Origin of the sequence: Marinobacter sp. HL-58 (assembly GCF_001314605.1) — a bacterium.
Taxonomy (GTDB): Bacteria; Pseudomonadota; Gammaproteobacteria; order Pseudomonadales; family Oleiphilaceae; genus Marinobacter.
Genome location: NZ_LIHP01000017.1, coordinates 13,341 through 35,715, shown reverse-complemented (window position 1 = coordinate 35,715; position 22,375 = coordinate 13,341). Strand labels below are relative to the sequence as shown.

Here is a 22,375-nt window from a genome sequence, read left to right as displayed (position 1 = left end):
AATGTCTGTAGCGTTAAGGTGTTGTGACCTTTTCCACGGAATCTGTGGATAACCCTGTTGAAAATTGCTGGGCAACGCCGTCGAACCCTTGATATCCGCGCCAGCCTACAGATTGATCAATTTTTAACCAGTTTATTTTTATATATATATCAATAGGTTATACTTGTTTTTATCCATGGGAAAGCACAGGGAACACCAGATGTTACTTTAGAGTCTTTCCCCGGCAATGTGCATAAAAATCCAGGCCAGGTGTTGACGAATGGCCTGAAGCACTTGCCGATAACGTCGTTATACTGGCCTTCTCAGCCGCCGGAGCAAAAGAATGAAAGAACACCGGAGCCAATCCGCAAAACAACAGGTAAACCTCTCAGAGGAACGCAGAGCGGCCTCCAGAGTCACCATCATCGGCATGATTCTGGATGCCGTTCTGGGCGTCATCAAGATCATCGGCGGTGCCCTCTTCCATTCCCAGGCCTTGGTAGTCGACGGCATTCACTCGTTCAGCGATGTGATGTCGGATTTTGTGGTATTGGGTGTCATGCGCGTATCCCGACAGGGGCCTGATGCCGACCACCCCTATGGCCATCAGCGTATCGAGACAATGGGCACCATGGTGCTGGGCAGTTTCCTGATTGCGGTCGGTGCGGCACTGGCGTGGGACAATACCCTTCGCCTTATGGGAGAAGGCGCCACGGATCTTCCGGAGTGGCCCGTACTGGTAGCCGCTGCCGTATCCGTAGGCAGCAAGGAATGGATCTACCGCTACACCCGTCACATAGGCATCAGAATTCGCTCGGACCTCATCATTGCCAACGCCTGGCACAGTCGTACCGATGCCTTTTCCTCAGTGATCGTACTCTTCTCCACAATGGGCGCCATGCTCGGCTACATCTGGCTTGATGTGCTGGCCGCCGTGGTTATTTCCGTCATCATTATCCACATTGGCTGGAAGTTTACCTGGGACAGCGTCAAGGAGCTGGTCGACACCGGCCTGTCCCCGGAGGACACAAAGCTGCTCAAGGAAACCGCCTTGGCTATCGATGGCGTGCGGAACGTACACGAGCTCCGCAGCCGCCGCATGGGCCACGACATAATGCTGGACGTGCACCTGGTGGTGCGGCCGGAAATCAGTGTATCGGAAGGGCATCAGATCGGGATGCAGATGGTGTCCGCCATGCGGGAGCAGCTCGACAATATTCTCGACATCAATTTCCATATCGATGCCGAGAATGACGAAGACCACCCCCAGACTTCGGAGCAGTTACCCGGCCGAGAAGAAATCCGCGAGTTATTAAGCCGGCATATTGACAGGCTGCCCCCTGACAGCCGGCTCCGGCTCCACTATCTGCGCAACAAGGTTCACATGGAACTATTTATGGAGATCCCCGAAACCGAACCCCTGCCTGATGCCCGCCGGATCAGCCGGGAGCTGGAGCACTACCCCTGGTTCGGAAGCCTGCGCATCTGGCATGCCCACACGGAACATCACTAACGGCGGCGATTGTCTTCCATGCGGGACAGGAATTCCTGCATGATCAGCGTGTACAACTCGCCTCCCAGGAAGCGGTCTTCCACACCGGCATCAATGCTGGGGTTGTCGTTCACCTCAATCACCGCCACCCGGTTACCGGACTGCTTGATATCCACACCGTATAACCCGTTACCGATCAGCCGGGTGGCGTTCAGGGCCGCCTGAATCACGTTCCTCGGAACCTCGTAGGTAGGCATGGTCTCAAAGCCGCCACTGTCCACTTCGGCACCACCGTGCTGGTAGATCTGCCAGTGTCCCTGAACCATGAAATACTTGCAGGCATAGATGGCACGGCCGCCGAGCACACCAATACGCCAGTCATAGTCGGTGTAAAGGTATTCCTGGGCCAGCACCAGCGCAGACTGCTTGAACAGCTCCTTCAGGCCCGCGCGCAATGTCTTTTCATCCTCTGCCTTGGTAATCCCCCTTGAGAAGGCACCGTCCGGGATCTTGATAACCGCCGGAAAGCCAAGCTCACGGATGACCTGCTCGGCGCTGTCCTTCTGGTCCTTGGAGAGGATCAGGGTTCTGGGGGTCGGGATCTTGTTATTTTTCAGAAGATCCGCCAGATACACTTTGTTCGTGCAACGCAGGATGGACACGGGGTCATCAATCACCACCATCCCCTCGGCTTCAGCCTTACGGGCAAAACGGTAGGTGTGATGGTCGATGGCCGTGGTCTCGCGAATAAACAGGCCGTCGTACTCCGGCAGCCGCATATAATCGCGCCGGTTGATCTGCTCAACGTTGATACCAAGCTTACGGCCGGCCTTCTCGAATTTGCCCAGCGCCTCCTTGTCGCTCGGTGGCATCTCTTCTTCCTCGTTCACCAGCATCGCCAGATCAAAGCGATAGCGGCGACGGGTACGGGGCTTGCGCCAGACCATGCTGCTGAACCGGTCAAACGCCGCGGCAAAATCGTCCTGCTCCTTCCCCTTCAGGTCGGCCGGACAGCCGGGCTTCATGGAAGCGATCTGCCAGGTTTTACGCCGCCGGAACACAACCTCGAGAATCGGGCACGGAAAACGGTCAAACAGCGCCCGTGCAACCGGCTTCAGGTCGGCGTGGGCCGCCTGGCCGAAGTAGGTACGGATGCGCACTTCATGAGTGGCATGGCTGTTGTCTCCGGCAGGCTCGATTTCGGAGGCCGAAGCCTCAAGCCAGTTAATGACGCTGTCATCCAGTTCATCCAGCTGCAGGGAGAACAGCCCCTTGCGGCTGAGATCATTCAGTGTCATGACCGAGGGGACAACATGGTGGCCACGGGCCTCGGCCAGTAACGAGCAATAATAGCCCCGGCTGAGGTAACGGGCACTCTGGCACAGGTTAATAACCCGTACCCGGCTGGAGGCCGGCGCGGTAAACTGAAGATACTGATCAAATGTCAGCACATCTTCGCTGGGGTAATAAGGTGCCCAGTCCCTGGCCCGGTCAACAACAATCAGTAAACGTGACATCAGCGGCGCTCCTCCTTGAAGCGAAGCCGGATAACAGATGAATAACAGGACGACTCCGTAATGGCGACGCCTGCTGAATGTCGCAACCATACGCCGGAAAGCACTGGTCTACAATTAGCAGCAAATGCGTGCTTTTACTCATGTTTGCCTGCTTCCGGCGAGGTCGGCACTCACTCATAATAGCCGCCACCAATGAATCCGGCCAAGCCGCCACTTTTGCGTTATCCAGAGCCTTTAACCATGACAGCACTTCGATTCCGTCACGCCACCAGTGAAGACCTGGATGCTCTGGTAAAACTGGAAAATCGCTGCTTCAGTGAAGACCGGATTTCCCGACGCAGCTTCCGCCGCTTTCTGGACATGCCCCGTGACAGGCTGATTGTTGCGGTGGATGGAGAGGAACTGGTCGGTTACTGCCTGGTGCTGATGAGTGCAGCTACCAGGCTGGCACGAATCTATTCCATTGCCGTGGCACCATCAGAGCGGGGCCGTAACATTGGCGAGCAACTGGTTCGCGAGGCCGAAACCGCCGCGGCCGACGCCGGCCGTATCGTGATGCGCCTGGAAGTTCGGGAAGACAACGCAGCTGCCATCCGCCTGTACCGACGCCTGGGCTATCGCCAGTTCGGCACCTACCGGGACTACTACGAAGACCACGGCACTGCCCTGCGCTTCGAGCGGCGTATCCTCTACTACGCCCCGTCACGGGAATTCCCCGCCGTGCCCTACTACCCCCAGACCACCGAATTCTCCTGCGGCCCGGCCGCCCTGATCATGGCAATGGCCACGCTGGATGAACAGCAGCCCATGACCACCCTGGAAGAACTGAAACTCTGGCGCGAAGCCACCACCATCTTCATGCTCGCCGGCCACGGCGGCTGCGGCCCCCACGGCCTGGCGCTGGCCGCCTGGCACCGGGGTTTCCATGCCAGCGCCTATATCAGCAAGGAAGGGGCTCTGTTCAAGGACACGGTTCGCAATGACGACAAGAAACGGGTACTGGAACTGGTGCACGAGGGTTTCCTGCATGATATCGGCCAGACCGGCATCGAACTCCACCACGACCCGCTGACCCTGGACGGCCTTCAGGCGGCACTCCACGATGGCCGTGTTCCGGTGATCCTGATCAGCACCTGGCAACTGAACCGCAGCCGCGTGCCCCACTGGGTCACTGTCTGCGCCATTGACGACCAGTTTGTCTACCTCCACGACCCGGAGATCGACACCGACATCGGCGAAACCGTCGCCGACAAGCAGTACCTCCCGGTGGACCGCCGCGTCTTCGACCGCATGTCCCGCTATGGCAAGAACCAGCCTTTGCAGGCGGCGGTTATTGTTGGGCCCAAGCGTGGTGCGTAGTCTGCCTTAGTAGCCTGCGAGTTGCCGGGCTGCACGAGGCGGGGGAACCTGTTCAGGAAACGCCCGTGAATACGTCCATGTAGGGCTCGGTCGCGCCATCCCTGGCGCTCCACGTTCCTGAACAGGTTCCCCCGTCTCGTGCGTTTGCACATTGGGGATATCGCGATGGTTAAGGCCGATAAACGTAGGTCGGATTAGCGAAGCGTAATCCGACAATCCGTAGGCACGTTTAGTCTTTTCGTGGACCACCATTTGTCGGATTACGGCTTCGCCTAATCCGACCTACGTGAACCAAGCAGTGCACCCAAGGCGATAACTCCGATGTTGGAACAAGCACTGCCGGGCACCCCTTGCAAAACCGTGGAGCGCCAGGGATGGCGCGACCGAGCCCTACAGGGACGTATTCACGGGCGTGTTTTGCAAGGGGTGCCCGGCAGGGCGAAGCCACATAAGCAACAGGCTACATAGGCACGAATTAGCCAGTCCGCAAAGCCGCCTCTTTAAGCTCCGAAATATCATCCCGTAACCGCGCAGCCGTCTCAAAATCCAGGTCGGCGGCGGCCTTGTACATGTCGTCTTCCAGGCGGGTGATCTCCTTGAGAATCTCCTCCGGAGAGCGGTTGCCAGTCTTCGCGCGGTAACGCTCCGCTTCCTCGGCGGCCTTCTCGCCCGGGCGCTCTGCCTTGCGGCGACCGCGGCCGCTGCCGCCACCGGCGCCTTCCATGATATCGGCAATCTTCTTGTTCAGGCCCTGGGGCGTAATACCGTGCTCTTCGTTATGGGCCGTCTGCTTCGCCCGGCGGCGTTCGGTTTCGTCAATGGCCCGCTGCATGGAGCCGGTGATACGGTCGCCGTACAGAATAGCCTTGCCATGGAGGTTACGAGCCGCACGGCCGATGGTCTGGATGAGAGAGCGCTCGGAACGCAGGAAGCCTTCCTTGTCGGCATCCAGAATAGACACAAGAGACACTTCCGGCATATCCAGGCCCTCACGCAGCAGGTTGATGCCCACCAGAACATCAAACTCCCCCCTGCGCAGGTCCCGGATGATTTCCACCCGCTCGACTGTATCGATGTCCGAGTGCAGGTAACGCACGCGGATGTCGTGCTCCATCAGGAAGTCCGTGAGATCTTCCGCCATACGCTTGGTCAGGGTAGTGACCAGCACCCTTTCGTTCACATTCGTGCGCAGACGGATTTCCGAGAGCAGGTCGTCCACCTGGGTGGAGGCCGGTCGCACTTCGATTTCCGGGTCCAGCAGGCCGGTGGGCCGGACCACCTGCTCCACCACCTGCCCTGAATGTTCCGCTTCGTAATTGCCAGGGGTGGCGGAGACGAACAGCATCTGTGGTGCAATCCGTTCCCACTCGTCAAATCGCATGGGCCGGTTGTCCAGGGCCGATGGCAACCGGAAGCCGTATTCCACCAGGGTCTCCTTGCGGGAGCGGTCGCCCTTGTACATGGCGCCGATCTGGGGAATGGTGACGTGGGATTCGTCCACCACCAGCAGCGCGTTGGGCGGCAGGTAGTCAAACAGCGTGGGCGGTGCCTCTCCCGGCTGACGACCTGAGAGGTAGCGGGAGTAGTTCTCGATGCCGTTGCAGTAACCCAGCTCCAGCATCATCTCGATGTCGTAGCGGGTACGCTCCTCCAGACGCTGGGCTTCCACCAACCGGTTGTTGTCCCGCAACTGCTGCAGGCGGCTGTCCAGCTCCACCTTGATGTGCTCGACCGCATCCAGCACCGTCTGCCGGGGCGTGACGTAGTGGGACTTGGGATAGATGGTGACCCGGGGAACCCGGCGCAGGACTTCGCCCGTGAGCGGGTCGAAGTAACTCAGGTTTTCCACTTCGTCGTCAAACAGCTCGATGCGAATGGCCTCTTTCTCGGATTCCGCCGGGAACACGTCGATCACATCGCCACGCACCCGGTAATTGGCCCGGTGGAATTCCACATCGTTGCGGGTGTACTGCAACTCGGCCAGGCGGCGGAGAATGTAGCGCTGGTCGATCTGGTCGCCCCGGTCCAGGTGCAGCATCATTTTCAGGTAGGACTGGGGATCACCCAGACCATAGATAGAAGATACCGTGGCCACGATGATGGCGTCCGGGCGCTCGAGTAACGCCTTGGTGGCAGACAGGCGCATCTGCTCGATATGCTCGTTGATGGAGGCGTCTTTCTCGATAAAGGTATCGGAAGACGGTACATAGGCTTCCGGCTGATAGTAGTCGTAATAGGAAACGAAGTATTCCACGGCATTGTCCGGAAAGAACTCCCGGAACTCCCCGTACAACTGGGCCGCCAGGGTCTTGTTATGGGCCATGATGATGGTTGGCCGCTGCACCTGCTGGATGACATTGGCGATGGTGAAGGTCTTGCCCGAGCCCGTAACCCCCAGCAGGGTCTGGTGCGCCAGGCCCGAGTGAATACCATCCACCAGTTCTTCAATCGCTTTGGGCTGATCCCCGGCAGGCTGAAACGGGGAATCCACCTTGAACGCACCGTCTTTCATGAGCGCGCCGGTTTCTGAAGTGGCCATAGTCGGGGGATGTCCTCCGTTCATTCAATGTCGAGTTGGACAGTGAGTTAAAGTGCCAATGGCAAAGGTTGCAATCTGCAGAGAAACTTATCGTCACGCAAGCTTCATGATACCATCTGTGCCATTCAAGGCGGCCCGATACTGGTGAAAACCACTACCCCCTGGCCGCCGGATACCTATCAGACGCAGCTTTAAGGAGCGCAAGTTTGGACCTTCAACTTTCCAGCCGAGTACAGGCAATCAAGCCATCTCCCACCCTCGCGGTTACCAACAAGGCGGCGGAATTGCGCGCGGCCGGCCAGGATATCATCGGCCTTGGCGCCGGCGAGCCGGACTTCGACACACCGGACCACATCAAACAGGCAGCCATTGAGGCCATCAACAACGGCCAGACCAAATACACTGCCGTGGATGGTACGCCCGCCCTCAAGAAGGCGATCATCGCGAAGTTCAAACGGGACAACGGCCTGGACTACGAAGCCAACCAGATACTGGTATCCAGTGGTGGCAAACAGAGCTTTTTCAACCTCGCCCTGGCCACCCTGAACAAGGGTGACGAAGCCATCATCCCGGCCCCCTACTGGGTCTCCTACCCGGACATGGTGCTGGTAGCCGAAGGCAAGCCGGTGATCATCGAAACCGGCGCGGAAACCCGCTTCAAGATCACCCCGGAACAGCTGGAAAACGCCATTACCGAGCGCACCCGACTATTCGTGATCAACAGCCCGTCCAACCCAAGTGGCATGGCCTACAGCATGGACGAGCTGAAGGCGATCGGCGAGGTGCTGAAGAAGCACCCGAACATCATGATTGCCACGGATGATATGTACGAGCCCATACTGTGGACCGGCCAACCGTTCTGCAACATCCTGAACGCCACTCCGGAGCTGTATGACCGCACCTTCGTGCTGAATGGCGTTTCCAAGGCCTACTCTATGACCGGCTGGCGCATCGGCTATGCCGCAGGCCCGGCGAAGATCATCGGTGCCATGAAGAAGATCCAGTCCCAGAGCACCTCCAACCCGGCGTCCATTTCCCAGGCAGCCGCGACAGCCGCCCTGGACGGCCCGCAGGATTGTGTGCAGGAGATGGTCACCGCGTTCAAGGAACGTCATGACTACCTGGTGGAAGCCCTGAACGCCCTGCCCGGCGTTGAATGCCTGCATGGCGACGGTACCTTCTATGTGTTCCCGAGTTTCCAGGGGGCCATTGATGCGGATTCCGACGTCAGCAACGACGTTGAGTTCGCGGAGAAACTGCTGAAAGAAGCAGGCGTTGCCCTGGTACCAGGCTCCGCCTTCGGCGCTCCGGGCCACATGCGCCTGAGTTTCGCAACCAGCCTGGACACACTGAAGCAGGCCATTGAGCGTTTGCAAAAGGCCCTCGGCTAAAATTTCTGGCAAGGGGTTGACGAGGCCGTGGGGTAACCTTAATATACGCGCCTCGTCACAAGACGACGTTCCCCGATAGCTCAGTTGGTAGAGCAACGGACTGTTAATCCGTTTGTCGCTGGTTCGAGCCCAGCTCGGGGAGCCACTATTCCGAAAAGCCGCTAGTCCACTGGATTGGCGGCTTTTTTCGTTCTGGTTCTTTTGATTTGGCTTCGGGCCCAGCCTGGTCACTGTGGTGCCACGGCGGGGTAGGACTTCCTTCCCCGCCGATTCCGGCCTCTAGAGTTATCGCGACAAATGATGTAGGTCGGATTAGGCGAAGCCGTAATCCGACAAACCATAGGCACGTTCGATTTGTGAGTGAGCCATCATTTGTCGGATTACGCTTCGCTAATCCGACCTACGTCATGCCTACGGCGATATCTGAAATGTTTAAACCGGTGCGGTGGGGGCGCCCTCACAAAAATGTGCGGAGCCATGGATGGCGGAGCCCAAGCGTACATGGATGTACTCGAAGCGGTTTTTGTGAGGGCGCCCCCACCGCACCGAGGCAACAAACCAGCAGGCTAGGGCCAGACTAAACCAGGAACAGACGATTTAGAGACCAATCACCTCAGTATGAATAGCTTCCAGAGCAGCCAGAGGATCCGCCGCCTGGGTTATCGGTCGGCCGATGACCAGGTAGTCAGAACCGGCGTTGATGGCATCCGTGGGGGTCATGATGCGTTGCTGGTCGCCCTTGTCGGCGGACAACGGGCGGATGCCAGGGGTGACGAGCTTGAACTCGGCGCCCTGCTCTGCTTTTAAGCCCGGGGCCTCCTGTGCTGAGCACACTACGCCGTCCAGGCCGCAGTTGCGGGTCAGGGTTGCCAGGCGCGAGACCTGGGCCTCCGGGGAATCGGTGATGCCGATGCCGGCAAGGTCGGCCGCGTCCATGCTGGTCAGCACGGTAACCGCGATCAGCAACGGCCGGTCCCTGCCAAAGCTTTCCAGGCGGTCGCGGCAAGCCGTCATCATCTTTTCACCGCCCGATGCATGCACGTTCACCATCCACACACCCAGATCCGCTGCGGCCGCCACTGCAGCAGAGGTGGTATTGGGAATATCGTGGAATTTAAGATCCAGGAACACATCAAATCCGCGGTTCTGGAGATCCCGGACCAGCCCGGGACCGGAGCGAGTAAAAAGCTCCTTGCCGACTTTCAGACGGCATTTCGACGGGTCCAGCTGGTCAACCAGCGCCAGGGCCGGTTGGTCTGACGGGAAATCCAGGGCAACAATGATTCGGGGGTTATCGGGGGTTTGCACAGTCAGTTTCCTGCAGAATGTCGTGTAATCGGATTATTCGGCTTCCACACCCTGAATCGGGCGAACGGTTTCCCATTGCTTGCAGCTCGGGCAAAGCCAGTGAAGTTGCTGGCCCGAGAAGCCGCAGTTAACGCAGCGATACACCGGACGGTTGGCCAGTATCAGGTGGCCGATACGGCTGACCAGACGGCCTTCGTCGGTAGTCATGCCCTTTTCATAGCCGGCCAGTTCCACCAGGCGTAACAGCCCCCGCACACTGGGACGTACCTCCAGTTCGCGGCGTAGCAATTCAATAGCCGCCATCCGCCCCGAGGTGCGTTCAACCGACTCCACCAGTGCCAGCAACAGGCTGGTGCTGGGCCAGGATTCGTAGAATTTTCCCAGCTTTTTGGACAGGCGCCCGACATCACCGTGTTCCCGCTCAAGCTTCATTAACCGGTCCACGGCTTCGGAGCCAAACTCGGGATTCTGATCGAACACTTTCAGGCTCTGATTGGCCGCATCCTTGTAACTACCCTGGCGAACCAGAAGCTTCATCATGATGAACGTGGCCCTTACGCAGGACGCATCGTACTCCAGCGCTTCCCTGGTCTGTTTCTGCGCCATCCAGCGGTCATCGTGCTTGAGGGCATCTTCAGCCAGTTCACAGGTGATGTAAGCCAGCATCTTGTGCATGCCCGGGTCATTGTCGCCGGTGGTCAGGGTTCTGGCCACCTGGCCGGCCTTGCCCCACTCTTTCTCCTGCTGGTAAAGCTCGATAAGCTGCAGTGAGGCTTTACGACCATACTCGCGGTCGCCCATCAGCTGATGAAGCAAGGCTTCGGCCCGGTCCAGCAGGCCCGCGTTCAGGTAGTCAATGGCCAGCTCATAGGTGACCTGCTGGGAGTAACGCGGCGGCAGCTCAGGTCGAGCCAGGAGGTTCTGGTGAATAAGAATAGCCCGGTCGGTTTCGCCCTTGTGGCGAAAATGCGCACCGATAGACAGGTGCAGGCCCACCGTTTCCTTGTTCACCGCCAGGGACTGAACAAAGTTCTCAACGGCCTGATCGGAATAGTTGGTAAACAGAAACTGCAGGCGATCCTTGACCGATTCTTCATCCGAAATGGGCGTTTTGGAGCGGTCTCTGCTGTTGCCCATACGCCCGACAAACCAACCTGCAGCTACCGCAACCGTGAGCAGCAGCCACTGAAGCACTATATCCATTAAAGCGTCCGGTCGTTCTGGGCCCTGGATTTCTCCAATGCCTGCTCGGTACGAGCAAGTCGTTTCTCGAGGTTACGGCGGGAAACCGATGTGCGAACGGTTGCAAGCATGGTAATCAGAACTCCGATCAAAGCGCCGATCACAAAGGACATAATAATCCAGACCGCAACACCATGGGGCTGGGTTTCAAAAAGCAGGAAGTTGAGGGACACAGCCATCTGATTATTAAGGGAGAAAACCAGTGCTACCAGAACCAGAAACAACACCAGCAGAATGAGAAGGACCTTCTGTAATCCGGCCATAGTTGCAACACTCCAAGCGGACCTGAGTGTTTATATCAGGACCTGGTTAAAGTCTTTCCCTGTCAGGGTAATCAGAAACCCTTTTTCAGGCTGTCATTAACCTGTTCCCGCAACTCCTTGCCAGGCTTGAAGTGCGGAACAAATTTAGCCGGTAACTGAACAGCCTCACCCGTTTTGGGATTTCGCCCGGTTCTGGCAGCGCGGTGGTGCAAAGAAAAACTGCCGAACCCACGAATCTCGATCCGCTGGCCATCCGCCAGAGACTGGGACATGTGTTCGATAATGGTTTTTACAGCCAGCTCCACATCCTTCACTGAAAGCTGCGTCTGTTTGGACGCAATCAGCTCCACCAGTTCAGATTTCGTCATTGGGCTCATCCCTCTTTACATTATTATCGGATAGCCGGTTACCAGCTCCATGCCTCTAGTTTAGCCAAACCAGTAAAAAACACAAAAAAAACGGGCTCTTAGAGCCCGTTTTTTTCATACCAACCGGAAATCTTATTCCTTGTTGGCGTTTTGCTGCTGCATCTGCTCCTTGATGAGATCACCGATGGTGGTCGCACCAGAGGAAGATTCAGCGGTTTTCGCACGTACACCTTCCAGTGCCTGCTTGTCATCTTCAACGTCTTTGGACTTCACAGACAGGTTGATAACGCGGTTCTTGCGATCGATGCTGATGATCTTCGCTTCAACTTCATCACCTTCGTTCAGGGCGTTGCGTGCGTCTTCAACACGGTCACGGCTGATTTCGGAGGCTTTCAGTACCGCTTCAACTTCGTCGTTCAGGGTGATGGTGGCTGCCTTGGCGTCAACCGCAGATACCGTGCCCTTCACGATGGAGCCCTTGTCGTTCAGCTGTACAAACTCGGCGAATGGATCGCTTTCCAGCTGCTTGATGCCCAGGGAGATACGCTCACGCTCGGGATCAACAGACAGGATGACGGTTTCAACTTCGTCGCCCTTCTTGTATTCACGAACGGCTTCTTCGCCAGTCTCGTTCCAGCTGATGTCTGACAGGTGAACCAGTCCATCAATGCCACCGTCCAGGCCGATGAAGATACCGAAGTCAGTGATTGACTTGATCTTGCCGGAGATACGGTCGCCCTTGTTGAACCTGCTGGAGAAATCTTCCCAGGGGTTGGCAACGCACTGCTTGATACCCAGGGAGATACGACGACGCTCTTCGTCGATATCCAGAATCATCACGCCCACTTCGTCGCCAACCTGAACGACCTTGGACGGATGGATGTTCTTGTTGGTCCAGTCCATTTCGGACACGTGAACCAGGCCTTCAACGCCTTCTTCAAGCTCAGCGAAGCAGCCATAATCGGTCAGGTTGGTTACACGTGCAGTAACCTTGGTGCCTTCCGGATAACGACCCTTGATATCGACCCAGGGATCTTCGCCCAGCTGCTTCAGACCCAGTGATACGCGGTTACGCTCACGGTCAAACTTCAGAACCTTGACGTTGATCTCGTCACCGACATTGACGATTTCGCTCGGATGCTTGATACGCTTCCAGGCCATATCGGTAATGTGCAGCAGGCCGTCAACACCACCGAGATCCACGAACGCGCCGTAGTCAGTCAGGTTCTTGACGATACCCTTGATTTCCAGACCTTCGGTCAGGGTTTCGAGCAGAGCTTCACGCTCGGCACTGTTTTCAGCTTCCAGAACGGCGCGGCGGGAAACAACCACGTTATTACGCTTCTGGTCGAGCTTGATAACCTTGAATTCGAGTTCCTTGTTCTCCAGGTGCGCGGTGTCGCGAACCGGACGAACATCTACCAGAGAGCCCGGCAGGAAGGCACGGATGCCGGCCAGATCGACGGTGAAACCGCCCTTGACCTTACCATTGATAACACCCTTAACCACTTCTTCAGCTTCGAAGGACTTCTCGAGTACCTTCCAGGCTTCTGCACGCTTGGCTTTCTCACGGGACAGACGGGTTTCGCCGAAGCCGTCTTCAACAGCGTCGAGAGCTACGTCAACAACGTCGCCAATAGCAACTTCCAACTCGCCTTTTTCGTTGAGGAACTGGGAGGCGGGGATAACGCCTTCGGACTTCAGCCCGGCGTTAACGGTGACCCAGTCGTTATCAACATCAACGACGGTTCCCTGGACGATGGAACCTGGTTGCATGTCAATTTCTTTCAGGCTTTCTTCAAAAAGATCCGCAAAGCTCTCGCTCATTATGTGTCCTATGTGATCAACGCAAGTTTACTCCGTGCTACCAGCAACACGGTCTGTTAGTTTCAATCCGGATCCAGCCAGTGGCTGGCCGATAACGCCGAATCCGGAATTTCAACGACAAAAAGGTGTAGTCAGGCCTGACCTGCTGCGGCCATAACCCTGACTAGCACCTCTTCTATACTCAAACCTGTCGAATCAATGACTTGCGCATCGTCTGCAGGCTTAAGCGGGGCGGCGGCGCGGTTCATGTCCCGCTCATCGCGCACCCGTATCTCCTCTAAAAGGGCGTCAATATTAACATCGACCCCAGCGTCCTTCAACTGGCTGTAACGTCTTTGCGCACGCTCCTCGGCACTGGCGGTGAGAAATATCTTCACCGGAGCGTCAGGAAACACCACCGTACCCATATCGCGACCGTCGGCAACCAGCCCCGGGGGCTTGCGGAAGTCACGCTGGCGCTGCAAGAGCGCATCGCGAACAGGCTGCATGACCGCCACCTTCGAGGCATTATCGCCACAGGTTTCTGTACGTATATCTGCGGTCACATCAACACCACCCAGAAGCACCTTCGCCGGCTCGCCGGGGGGTGTGGGCTCGAACGATACATCCAGATTGGCGGCGAGTTCCACCAGTGCCGGCTCATCATCCAGTGAAACCCCCTTCCGCTCGGCTGCCAGGGCGGTAAGACGATAAAGCGCCCCGCTATCGAGCAGGTGCCAGCCCAGCTTGCGGGCCAGCATCTGGGTAACGGTGCCCTTGCCGGAGCCGCCCGGGCCATCCACGGTAATAACCGGTGCCTTACTTTCAGCCACGACTAGGCTCCCTCGGCCGAGATATTGATACCGGTGCGCTTCGCCAGCTCCACGAAATCGGGGAACGACGTGGCAACGTTGGCGCAATCGGTTACTTCGATGCTGCCACTGGCCCGCAGGGACGCCACCGAGAACGCCATGGCTATCCGGTGGTCACCGTGACTGTTCACGGAGCCGCCGCCCATGGTCTGGCCACCATCAATAATAATGCCATCCGGCGTGACAGTGGTTTCCACTCCCAGGGCGTCCAGGCCATCAGCCATTACCTGGATCCGATCGCTTTCCTTGACGCGTAGCTCCTCGGCCCCACGCAGGACGGTTCTGCCCTCCGCGCATACGGCGGCGATGAACAGCACCGGGAACTCGTCAATCGCCAGGGGCACCTGGTCTTCCGGGATATCAATACCCTTGAGATCCGCGGAACGAACACGAAGATCGGCAACCGGTTCGCCACCGATGACGCGCTCCTCCAGCACTTCAATATTGGCCCCCATCATGCGAAGGATGTTGATAACGCCGACGCGGGTCGGATTCATGCCCACATGACGAATGGTGAGGTCCGAATCCGGAGCGATACTGGCAGCTACCAGGAAGAACGCGGCGGAGGAGATATCCGCAGGTACATCAATGGCAGTTGCGGTCAGGCGCCCACCCCCGGTCACGCTGGCCGTAGCCATGTCACGGTGGACATGATAGCCGAAACCTTCCAGCATGCGCTCGGTGTGGTCCCGGGTTGGCGCCGGCTCGGTCACCGAAGTGACACCCTCGGCATAGAGCCCCGCAAGCAACAGGCAGGATTTTACCTGGGCACTGGCCACCGGCATCTCATAGTGGATGCCGGTCAGGGCATGACCACCGCGGATTTTGAGCGGTGGCCTGCCGCCTTCGGCGGTATCAATCACCGCGCCCATGGCCCGCAGAGGGTCCGCCACGCGGCCCATGGGGCGCTTGGACAGGCTCTCGTCACCGGTGAGTTCCGAGTCGAAAGGCTGGGCAGCCAGCAACCCGGAAAACAGGCGCATGGCGGTACCGGAGTTGCCCAGGTAGAGCGGGCCCCGGGGCGCCTGAAGGCCATTGATACCAACACCATGAATGCGCACAAAACCTTCGTCGGGCCCTTCAATGGTCACACCCATATCACGAAAGGCCTGGAGGGTGGCGAGGCTGTCCTCCCCTTCCAGGAAACCCTTCACTTCAGTGATGCCATCCGCGAGGGCACCGAGCATGATGGAACGGTGGGAAATGGATTTGTCGCCCGGCACACGGATCTCGCCGGCAATGCGGCCACCGGGCTGAAGACGGAACGTTACCTGTTTCTGACTGTTGTTTGTCACGTAAGCCTGTCCTGAAAGCATCTTTGAAAAATGTTCCCGCGCCGCTTTGGCGCGACTGAAAACCCGTAACAGAGTTGCACTGTCCTGATCGGCAATGGCGGTGCGGAGCTGATCCAGATCGTGGGTGAAATGGTCTATCACCCGCAGCACCGCTTCACGGTTGGATAGAAATATGTCGTGCCACATTACCGGGTCGCTGGCTGCAATCCGGGTGAAGTCCCTGAAACCGCCCGCTGCGTAGCGGAATATATCCAGATTTTCGTCTTCGCCGGCCAGGGTGTCTACCAGTGAGAAAGCGATCAGGTGTGGCAGGTGACTCGTGGCGGCCAGCACCTCGTCGTGATAGGCCACGGACATGGTCAGCACAGTCGCACCACAGCCTTCCCAGAGCGCTTTCAGCTTCTCGAGGTCTGTCTGGCTGACGTTATCCGCCGGGGTCAGAATGACCTTGTGGTTGGCAAAAAGGCCGGGGTCCGCCGCCCGAATGCCACTTTTCTCGGAACCGGCAATGGGGTGGCCGGGGATCACCTTTGCAGGCAGCTCACCAAACACCTCGATGACATCGTTCACGAAACTGGTTTTGGTGCTGCCCACATCCGTGAGCACGGCATTACTGCCCAGATGCGGCCGGATCTGTTCCAGCACTGCCCTGGTCGCCTTTACCGGCACCGCCAGCACCACCAGATCACTCCCGGCAACCGCTTCGGCAACAGAGGCGGCGGCCTCATCAATAATACCCAGCTCCCTGCCAAGGGCCAGCTCATCCTCACGCTTGTCAGCGCCGACAACACTGACGGCAAGGCCGTTATCACGAATGGCCCTTGCCAGTGAACCACCGATCAGGCCCAGGCCGATCACCGCAACGCGCTGAAACAGTGGCTGGACGTCAGACACCTTAAGCTCCCTGCCCGAACTCGGAGGCCGACACAGTATCCAGGGCGCGCGCCAGGGATTCGATAAAACGGTCATTCTCCTCGGGCAGGCCGATGGACACCCGCAAGTGCCGGGGCATGCCATAGCCCGCAACCGGTCTGACAATCACCCCCTGCTCCAACAACAACTGATTGATCTGTCCGGCCTGCTCTCCCACGTCAACCGCAATGAAATTGCCGGCAGAGGGAATATAGTCCAGCCCCAGTTCCTTGAAGGCAGACTCCAGCTGCGCCATGCCCCGGGCATTCACCTCCCGGGAGCGCTGCAGGTAGGACTCGTCACCCAGCACCGCAGTGGCAGCGGCCAGAGCGAGAGAATCCACGTTAAAAGGCTGACGCACCCGGTTGAGAACATTCGCAATTTCAGGGGAACTGATGCTATAGCCAACCCGCAGGGATGCCAGCCCCCAGGCCTTGGAGAAGGTACGGGTGACGATCAGGTTGGGAAAACGCTCAAGGAGCGAGATACCATCCACATAGCCGTCACCCTGAAGGTACTCGCAATAGGCTTCATCCAGAACCACCAGTACCTGTTCGGGGATACTGGCCAGGAAGCGCTCAATGGCCTCCGCCCCGTGCACCGTACCGGTAGGATTATTGGGATTGGCCACGAATACCAGCCTGGTGCGCCCGGTGACAGCCGCGGCCATGGCATCCAGATCATGGCCATAATCCCGGGCGGGAACCGACACGCCCGTGGCCCCGATGGCCTGAGTCACCAGCGGATAAACCGCGAAAGCGTACTGGGAAAACACCACTTCGGAAGCCTGATCGGCAAAGCATCGGGTGATCACTTCCAGAACGTCGTTGGAGCCGTTACCCAGGGTAATCTGCGACGGCCGGATCCCATATCGTGCTGACAGCGCCTGCTTCAGCTCGAACCCATTGCCATCCGGGTAACGGCAGAGGTCATTCAGGGTTTCCCTGACGGCCGCAAGCGCTTTCGAACTGGGCCCCAACGGGTTTTCGTTGCTCGCCAGCTTGATGATGCTGTCCGGGTCAAGATCCAGTTCCCGAGCCAGCTCATCAATCGGCTTGCCCGGCTGGTAAGGGGATAACGCCTGCACGCCTCTGACCGCCAGACTTTGGTAATCAATCGACATCTCACCCTTCCTCGGCAAATCGTGTTTTGTTACAGAACCCCTATGGGATAGGAACCCAGGCGCTTCAATTCCACCGCTTCCTCATCAATCTCGGAAAGCACCTTGCTGACCTGTTCGTCATCCACATGGCCCTCGAAATCGATATAGAACACGTACGCCCAGGTACCGCTTGGCGATGGCCGGGTTTCAATACGGGTCAGGCTCAGGCCGTGCCTGTGGAATGGCTCCAGCAACTGGTATAGCGCACCGGGCTTGTTGCGCATGGACACCAGGATAGAAGTCTTGTCGTTTCCGCTGGCCGGCACTTCCTCGCGTCCGATAATCAGGAAGCGGGTGGTGTTGTCCGGCCGATCTTCGATGCGGGTGGCGAGCATCTCGAGACCATACAGCTCCGCGGCCATATCGCCGGCGATGGCGGCCGTGCCCGGCTCTTCCGCCGCGCGCCGGGCCGCCTCGGCATTGCTGCTGACCGTGACCCGCTCGATGCCGTAGCGGTGCGCATCCAGCCATTGCCGGCATTGGGCAAAGGACTGCTGATGGGAGTAGATGCGGACAATCTCCTGGCCCTTGTGCTTTGGTGACACCATCAGGTGGTGATGAATACGCAGCTGGACTTCGCCACAGATTTTCAGCGGTGACGACATGAACATATCAAGGGTATGGTTGATCATGCCCTCGGTGGAATTCTCCACCGGAACCACGCCATAGTGCGCCGCACCGGATTCCACCTCACGGAACACCGCATCAATGGCCGGCAATGGCACACTCACCACGGAATGCCCGAAGTGCTTGAGCGCCGCCGCCTGGGTAAAGGTACCGATGGGCCCCAGGAAAGCAATATGCATGGGTTTTTCCAGGGCAAGGCAGGCAGACATGATTTCCCGGAACAGCCGCGCCATTTCCTCGCCCGAGAGCGGGCCCGGATTGCTTTCCTTGATGCGCCGCAATACCTGGGCTTCCCGCTCCGGACGGTAGAAGAACACATCCTGACCGGGATTGGCTTCCATCTTCACCCTAGCCACTTCCTGGGCGCATTCCGCACGCTTGCTGATCAGGTCCATGATCTCCCGGTCCAGCCGGTCAATCTCTTCCCTTAACTGCCCCAGGCGGGCCTGCTCATCAGCGCTCATGATCAGCCCAGCTCCTTCGCAAATTCGGTCATGTAATCAATCAACGCATCAACACCGGCTTCCGGCATGGCGTTGTATATACTGGCTCGCATACCGCCCACGGAGCGATGCCCCTTGAGATTCAGCAAGCCGCGCTCGTTGGCCCCCTGCAGGAAGTCATCGTTCAATGCCTCGTCCGCCAGGGTGAAAGGCACGTTCATCCAGGAACGAAAACGCGGGGCGATGGGATTGGCATAGAAATCATTCTCGTCGATAAACCCATAAAGCTTGCTGGCCTTGCGACGGTTGATCTCACCCATGGCGCTGACGCCACCCTGCTGTTTCAGCCACTTGAACACCAGCCCGGCCAGGTACCAGGAATAGGTTGCCGGGGTGTTGTACATGGAGCCGTTATCGGCAATCACCTGATAGTTCATCATCGTTGGCGTGATCCTGAGCGCTTTGCCCAGCAGATCCTTGCGGATAATCACCACCACCAGCCCCGAGGGGCCAATGTTTTTCTGGGCACCGGCGTAGACCAGGCCGAACTTCGACACATCCAGTGGCCGCGACAGCATGGTAGACGACATATCCGCAACCAGTGGCACGGAACCGCTGTCGGGCACGAAATCGAATTCCAGGCCGCCGATGGTTTCATTCGGCGTGTAGTGCAGGTAGGCCGCATCGGCACTGGTGTTCCAGACCCCCTGGTCGGGAATGCTGGTGAATCCATCGGCTTCGCTGCTGGCCACCACGTTTACCTGCGCATAACGGCTGGCCTCGGCAATGGCCTTTTTCGACCAGATGCCGGTGTTCACATAGTCCGCAGAAGCCTTGTCGCCCAACAGATTCAACGGAATGGTCGCGAACTGGCTGGACGCACCACCCTGCATAAAGAGCACGGCATAGTCATCTGACACGCCGGCCAGTTCCCGGAGATCCCTCTCGGCAGTTTCAGCGATTTCCACGAACTCATCACTGCGATGGCTCATTTCCATCACCGACATCCCGCTGCCGCGCCAGTCCAGCATTTCGTCCCGCGCCTGTTGCAGCACGGGCTCCGGCAAGGTTGCCGGGCCTGCACAAAAGTTATACGCCCTGGTCATGATCCTGTGATCTCTCAATTCCTGCCAATTGAGATGCCGGCCTATTCCTCGCCGGCACCCTCTTCTGCGCTACCTGAGTCGTCCGGGTTATCCCCCGGGGCTTCCGGCATTTCCTCACCGTCTACCTCTTCGGCATCGGTTTCAGCAATTCGCTCTACACCCACCAGGCGCTCATCTTCCTGGCTCAGCTTGATCAGGCGAACACCCTGGGTATTACGGCTCAGAACCGATACTTCGTCGGTGCGGGTACGTACCAGCGTGCCCTTGTCCGAGATCAGCATCATTTCATCGCCCTCGAACAGCTGCAATGCCGTTACCAGGTTACCGTTACGCTCGGAACACTGCATGGCAATCACGCCCTGGCTGCCACGGCTGTAGGTCGGGAATTCGTCGAACGTCGTGCGCTTGCCATAACCGTTTTCACTGGCGGTCAGCAGCACTCCACCCTCCTGGGGAATGATCAGCGACACAACATGATGCCCTTCCGGCATCTTGATACCACGAACACCACGGGCTGTCCGGCTCATGGGACGTACTGCTTCTTCGTTAAAGCGAACGGCCTTGCCCGCCGAGGAGAACAGCATGACTTCCGCGTCACCCCTGGTGATGGCCGCGCCAACCAGGGTGTCGCCCTCGTCGAGATTCAACGCGATCAGGCCACTGCTGCGCGGACGGGAGAAGTTCGGCAGCGGGGTTTTCTTGACCACACCGGCGGATGTTGCCATCAGCACGTACTGGTCTTCCGGGTAATCACGTACCGGCAGGAAGGTTGTGATGCGCTCACCTTCTTCCAGCGGCAGGATATTGACCATCGGGCGCCCACGTGACGCACGGCTGGCACGGGGAATCTCGAATACCCTCAGCCAGTACACCTTGCCCCGGTTGGAGAAACACAGAATCGTGTCATGGGAGTTGGCTACCAGCAGCTTCTCGACGAAATCCTCGTCTTTCATGGACGTCGCGGCCTTGCCCCGGCCACCACGGCGCTGGGCCTGGTAGTCCTCAACGGCCTGGGTCTTGGCGTAACCGCCATGGGAGATGGTCACCACCAGATCTTCCTCGTCGATCAGATCGGCGATCGTCAGGTCACGCTTGGAGCTGGTAATTTCAGTCAGGCGCTTGTCACCAAACTCGGTGACAATGGCTTCCAGTTCTTCACGGATAACCTGCATCAAACGGTCCGGGTCGCCAAGAATCTCGAGCAGATCAGCAATCTTTTCGAGGATCTCCTTGTATTCGTTCTGCAGCTTCTCGGTCTCGAGACCGGTCAGGCGATGCAGGCGCAGATCCAGGATTGCCTGGGCCTGTTCCGGGGAAAGATGGTACAGGCCATTACGCAGGCCATAGGCTTCCGGCAGGTCGTCCGGGCGGCAGGCATCCTCACCGGCGCGCTCAAGCATGGCCAGCACATCACCCGGCGCCCAGCCCTGGGCCATCAGCTTTTCTTTCGCCTCGGCCGCAGCCGGGGAAGCCTTGATCAGGGCAATAATCTCGTCAATATTCGCCAGTGCAACCGTCAGGCCTTCAAGGATATGGCCACGTTCACGGGCTTTGCGCAGTTCAAAAATCGTCCGGCGCGTTACCACTTCCCGGCGGTGGCGAACAAACGCGTCCAGCATTTCCTTCAGGTTCAGGATCTTCGGCTCGCCGTTGATCAGGGCAACCATGTTGATGCCGAAGACTGTCTGGAGCTGGGTATGGGCAAACAGGTTGTTGACGATGACATCCGGGTTCTCGCCGCGACGCAGCTCGATCACTACCCGGATACCTTCCTTGTTGGACTCGTCCCGCAGCTCGGAAATACCTTCCAGGCGCTTTTCTTTGACCAGCTCTGCAATTTTCTCGATCAGCCGCGCCTTGTTCAGCTGGTACGGCAGCTCGGTAATAATGATGGCGTCGCGGTTGGTTTTCTTGTCGTGCTCGATTTCATGGCGGGCACGGATATAGATGCGCCCACGGCCGGTACGGTACGCCTCGACAATGCCGGCGCGGCCGTTGATTATGCCTTCTGTCGGGAAATCCGGCCCCGGAATATGCTCCATGAGATCGTCAATGGTCATGTCCGGGTTGTCGATCAGTGCCAGACAGCCATTGACGATTTCCGTGAGGTTGTGGGGCGGAATGTTCGTTGCCATACCGACGGCAATACCGGAGGAACCATTCACCAGCAGGTTCGGAACCCGTGTGGGAAGCACTTCCGGGATCTGTTCGGTACCGTCGTAGTTGGGTACGAAATCAACCGTTTCCTTTTCCAGATCCGCCAGCAGGGAGTGGGCGATCTTCTCCATGCGGATCTCGGTGTAACGCATGGCGGCTGCGTTATCACCGTCGATGGAGCCAAAGTTGCCCTGGCCGTCCACCAGCGGATACCGCAGGGAGAAGGGCTGGGCCATACGGACAATGGTGTCGTAAACAGCGGAATCACCGTGGGGATGGTATTTACCGATAACGTCACCCACCACACGGGCGGACTTCTTGTAAGCCTTGTTCCAGTCGTTATTGAGCTCGGACATGGCAAACAGCACACGACGGTGCACCGGCTTGAGGCCGTCCCGCACGTCGGGAAGTGCACGGCCAACGATAACGCTCATGGCGTAATCGAGGTAGGACTGTTTCAGCTCGTCTTCAATATTTACCGGCAGGATCTCTTTGGCTAACTCACCCATCGAGAAAGGTTCCTTTGCATTTGCTGGA

Annotated in this window: 16 protein-coding genes and 1 tRNA gene; 4 read left to right on the top strand and 13 right to left on the bottom strand. The window is 58.1% G+C overall.

Annotated features, from left to right (window positions below):
- Positions 1–322 precede the first annotated feature (322 nt).
- A complete protein-coding gene (locus HLUCCO03_RS15405; RefSeq protein ID WP_027831732.1) occupies positions 323–1,492 on the top strand; it encodes a cation diffusion facilitator family transporter in 1,170 nt (389 codons plus the stop codon).
- Here HLUCCO03_RS15405 and HLUCCO03_RS15400 read toward each other — a convergent pair.
- On the bottom strand, positions 1,489–2,988 hold the full coding sequence (locus HLUCCO03_RS15400) for a RimK family protein (protein ID WP_027831731.1): 1,500 nt from the start codon (positions 2,986–2,988) through the stop codon (positions 1,489–1,491). The two genes, HLUCCO03_RS15405 and HLUCCO03_RS15400, sit on opposite strands and share 4 nt — an antisense overlap.
- Positions 2,989–3,228: 240 nt before the next feature.
- On the opposite strand from HLUCCO03_RS15400, the gene rimI reads away from it, so the two are divergent.
- Positions 3,229–4,347: a ribosomal protein S18-alanine N-acetyltransferase gene (rimI, locus tag HLUCCO03_RS15395; protein WP_027831730.1), complete on the top strand. Its 1,119-nt coding sequence runs from the start codon at positions 3,229–3,231 to the stop codon at positions 4,345–4,347.
- A 475-nt stretch (positions 4,348–4,822) separates the two neighbouring features.
- Here the strand turns inward: rimI and uvrB are convergent, their stop codons facing one another.
- Entirely contained in the window at positions 4,823–6,859 is a 2,037-nt protein-coding gene (gene uvrB, locus HLUCCO03_RS15390; protein ID WP_292016742.1) for an excinuclease ABC subunit UvrB, read from the bottom strand.
- Positions 6,860–7,092: 233 nt separating this feature from the next.
- Here uvrB and HLUCCO03_RS15385 point away from each other — a divergent pair, with 233 nt between their 5' ends.
- Both HLUCCO03_RS15385 and HLUCCO03_RS15380 read left to right on the top strand, forming a co-directional pair.
- Positions 7,093–8,277 carry a pyridoxal phosphate-dependent aminotransferase gene (locus tag HLUCCO03_RS15385; RefSeq protein ID WP_027831728.1) on the top strand — a complete coding sequence of 395 codons (1,185 nt, stop codon included), beginning with the start codon at positions 7,093–7,095 and terminating at the stop codon, positions 8,275–8,277.
- Positions 8,278–8,346: 69 nt separating this feature from the next.
- Positions 8,347–8,422, top strand: a tRNA-Asn gene (locus tag HLUCCO03_RS15380).
- Positions 8,423–8,874: 452 nt separating this feature from the next.
- Here HLUCCO03_RS15380 and pyrF read toward each other — a convergent pair.
- From pyrF to gyrA, 11 genes are all read right to left on the bottom strand, one after another.
- On the bottom strand, positions 8,875–9,585 hold the full coding sequence (gene pyrF / locus HLUCCO03_RS15375) for an orotidine-5'-phosphate decarboxylase (RefSeq protein WP_027831727.1): 711 nt from the start codon (positions 9,583–9,585) through the stop codon (positions 8,875–8,877).
- Positions 9,586–9,618: 33 nt separating this feature from the next.
- The gene (gene lapB / locus HLUCCO03_RS15370) at positions 9,619–10,788 is read right to left on the bottom strand and encodes a lipopolysaccharide assembly protein LapB (protein ID WP_027831726.1); all 1,170 of its coding nucleotides are present in this window, start codon (positions 10,786–10,788) and stop codon (positions 9,619–9,621) included.
- Complete coding sequence (locus HLUCCO03_RS15365; RefSeq protein ID WP_027831725.1) at positions 10,788–11,090, bottom strand: LapA family protein; 303 nt, start codon at positions 11,088–11,090, stop codon at positions 10,788–10,790. The genes lapB and HLUCCO03_RS15365 overlap by 1 nt, the downstream gene beginning before the upstream one ends.
- A gap of 71 nt (positions 11,091–11,161) precedes the next feature.
- Positions 11,162–11,458, bottom strand: a complete 297-nt coding sequence (locus tag HLUCCO03_RS15360; RefSeq protein WP_007154691.1) for an integration host factor subunit beta — start codon at positions 11,456–11,458, stop codon at positions 11,162–11,164.
- Positions 11,459–11,590: 132 nt separating this feature from the next.
- Positions 11,591–13,285: a 30S ribosomal protein S1 gene (gene rpsA, locus HLUCCO03_RS15355; RefSeq protein ID WP_027831724.1), complete on the bottom strand. Its 1,695-nt coding sequence runs from the start codon at positions 13,283–13,285 to the stop codon at positions 11,591–11,593.
- 131 nt (positions 13,286–13,416) lie between these two features.
- Complete coding sequence (gene cmk / locus HLUCCO03_RS15350) at positions 13,417–14,097, bottom strand: (d)CMP kinase (protein ID WP_027831723.1); 681 nt, start codon at positions 14,095–14,097, stop codon at positions 13,417–13,419.
- A gap of 2 nt (positions 14,098–14,099) precedes the next feature.
- Positions 14,100–16,325: a bifunctional prephenate dehydrogenase/3-phosphoshikimate 1-carboxyvinyltransferase gene (locus HLUCCO03_RS15345; RefSeq protein ID WP_027831722.1), complete on the bottom strand. Its 2,226-nt coding sequence runs from the start codon at positions 16,323–16,325 to the stop codon at positions 14,100–14,102.
- Between the two features lies 1 nt (position 16,326).
- Complete coding sequence (gene hisC / locus HLUCCO03_RS15340) at positions 16,327–17,466, bottom strand: histidinol-phosphate transaminase (RefSeq protein ID WP_027831721.1); 1,140 nt, start codon at positions 17,464–17,466, stop codon at positions 16,327–16,329.
- Between the two features lie 29 nt (positions 17,467–17,495).
- On the bottom strand, positions 17,496–18,596 hold the full coding sequence (gene pheA, locus HLUCCO03_RS15335; RefSeq protein WP_027831720.1) for a prephenate dehydratase: 1,101 nt from the start codon (positions 18,594–18,596) through the stop codon (positions 17,496–17,498).
- Positions 18,597–18,598: 2 nt separating this feature from the next.
- Positions 18,599–19,681: a 3-phosphoserine/phosphohydroxythreonine transaminase gene (gene serC, locus HLUCCO03_RS15330; protein WP_027831719.1), complete on the bottom strand. Its 1,083-nt coding sequence runs from the start codon at positions 19,679–19,681 to the stop codon at positions 18,599–18,601.
- A 41-nt stretch (positions 19,682–19,722) separates the two neighbouring features.
- Positions 19,723–22,347 (bottom strand): DNA gyrase subunit A, encoded by a 2,625-nt coding sequence (gene gyrA / locus HLUCCO03_RS15325; RefSeq protein ID WP_027831718.1) that lies wholly within the window; start codon positions 22,345–22,347, stop codon positions 19,723–19,725.
- Positions 22,348–22,375: the final 28 nt, after the last annotated feature.

Excerpts from the sequence above, each read along its gene's own strand:
- uvrB (WP_292016742.1), bottom strand. The coding sequence starts at position 6,859 with ATGAAAGACGGTGCGTTCAAGGTGGATTCCCCGTTTCAGCCTGCCGGG.
- serC (WP_027831719.1), bottom strand. The coding sequence starts at position 19,681 with ATGACCAGGGCGTATAACTTTTGTGCAGGCCCGGCAACCTTGCCGGAG.
- HLUCCO03_RS15360 (WP_007154691.1), bottom strand. The coding sequence starts at position 11,458 with ATGACGAAATCTGAACTGGTGGAGCTGATTGCGTCCAAACAGACGCAG.
- rpsA (WP_027831724.1), bottom strand. The coding sequence starts at position 13,285 with ATGAGCGAGAGCTTTGCGGATCTTTTTGAAGAAAGCCTGAAAGAAATT.
- pheA (WP_027831720.1), bottom strand. The coding sequence starts at position 18,596 with ATGAGCGCTGATGAGCAGGCCCGCCTGGGGCAGTTAAGGGAAGAGATT.
- lapB (WP_027831726.1), bottom strand. The coding sequence starts at position 10,788 with ATGGATATAGTGCTTCAGTGGCTGCTGCTCACGGTTGCGGTAGCTGCA.
- HLUCCO03_RS15365 (WP_027831725.1), bottom strand. The coding sequence starts at position 11,090 with ATGGCCGGATTACAGAAGGTCCTTCTCATTCTGCTGGTGTTGTTTCTG.
- HLUCCO03_RS15405 (WP_027831732.1), top strand. The coding sequence starts at position 323 with ATGAAAGAACACCGGAGCCAATCCGCAAAACAACAGGTAAACCTCTCA.
- HLUCCO03_RS15400 (WP_027831731.1), bottom strand. The coding sequence starts at position 2,988 with ATGTCACGTTTACTGATTGTTGTTGACCGGGCCAGGGACTGGGCACCT.
- hisC (WP_027831721.1), bottom strand. The coding sequence starts at position 17,466 with ATGTCGATTGATTACCAAAGTCTGGCGGTCAGAGGCGTGCAGGCGTTA.
- gyrA (WP_027831718.1), bottom strand. The coding sequence starts at position 22,347 with ATGGGTGAGTTAGCCAAAGAGATCCTGCCGGTAAATATTGAAGACGAG.
- rimI (WP_027831730.1), top strand. The coding sequence starts at position 3,229 with ATGACAGCACTTCGATTCCGTCACGCCACCAGTGAAGACCTGGATGCT.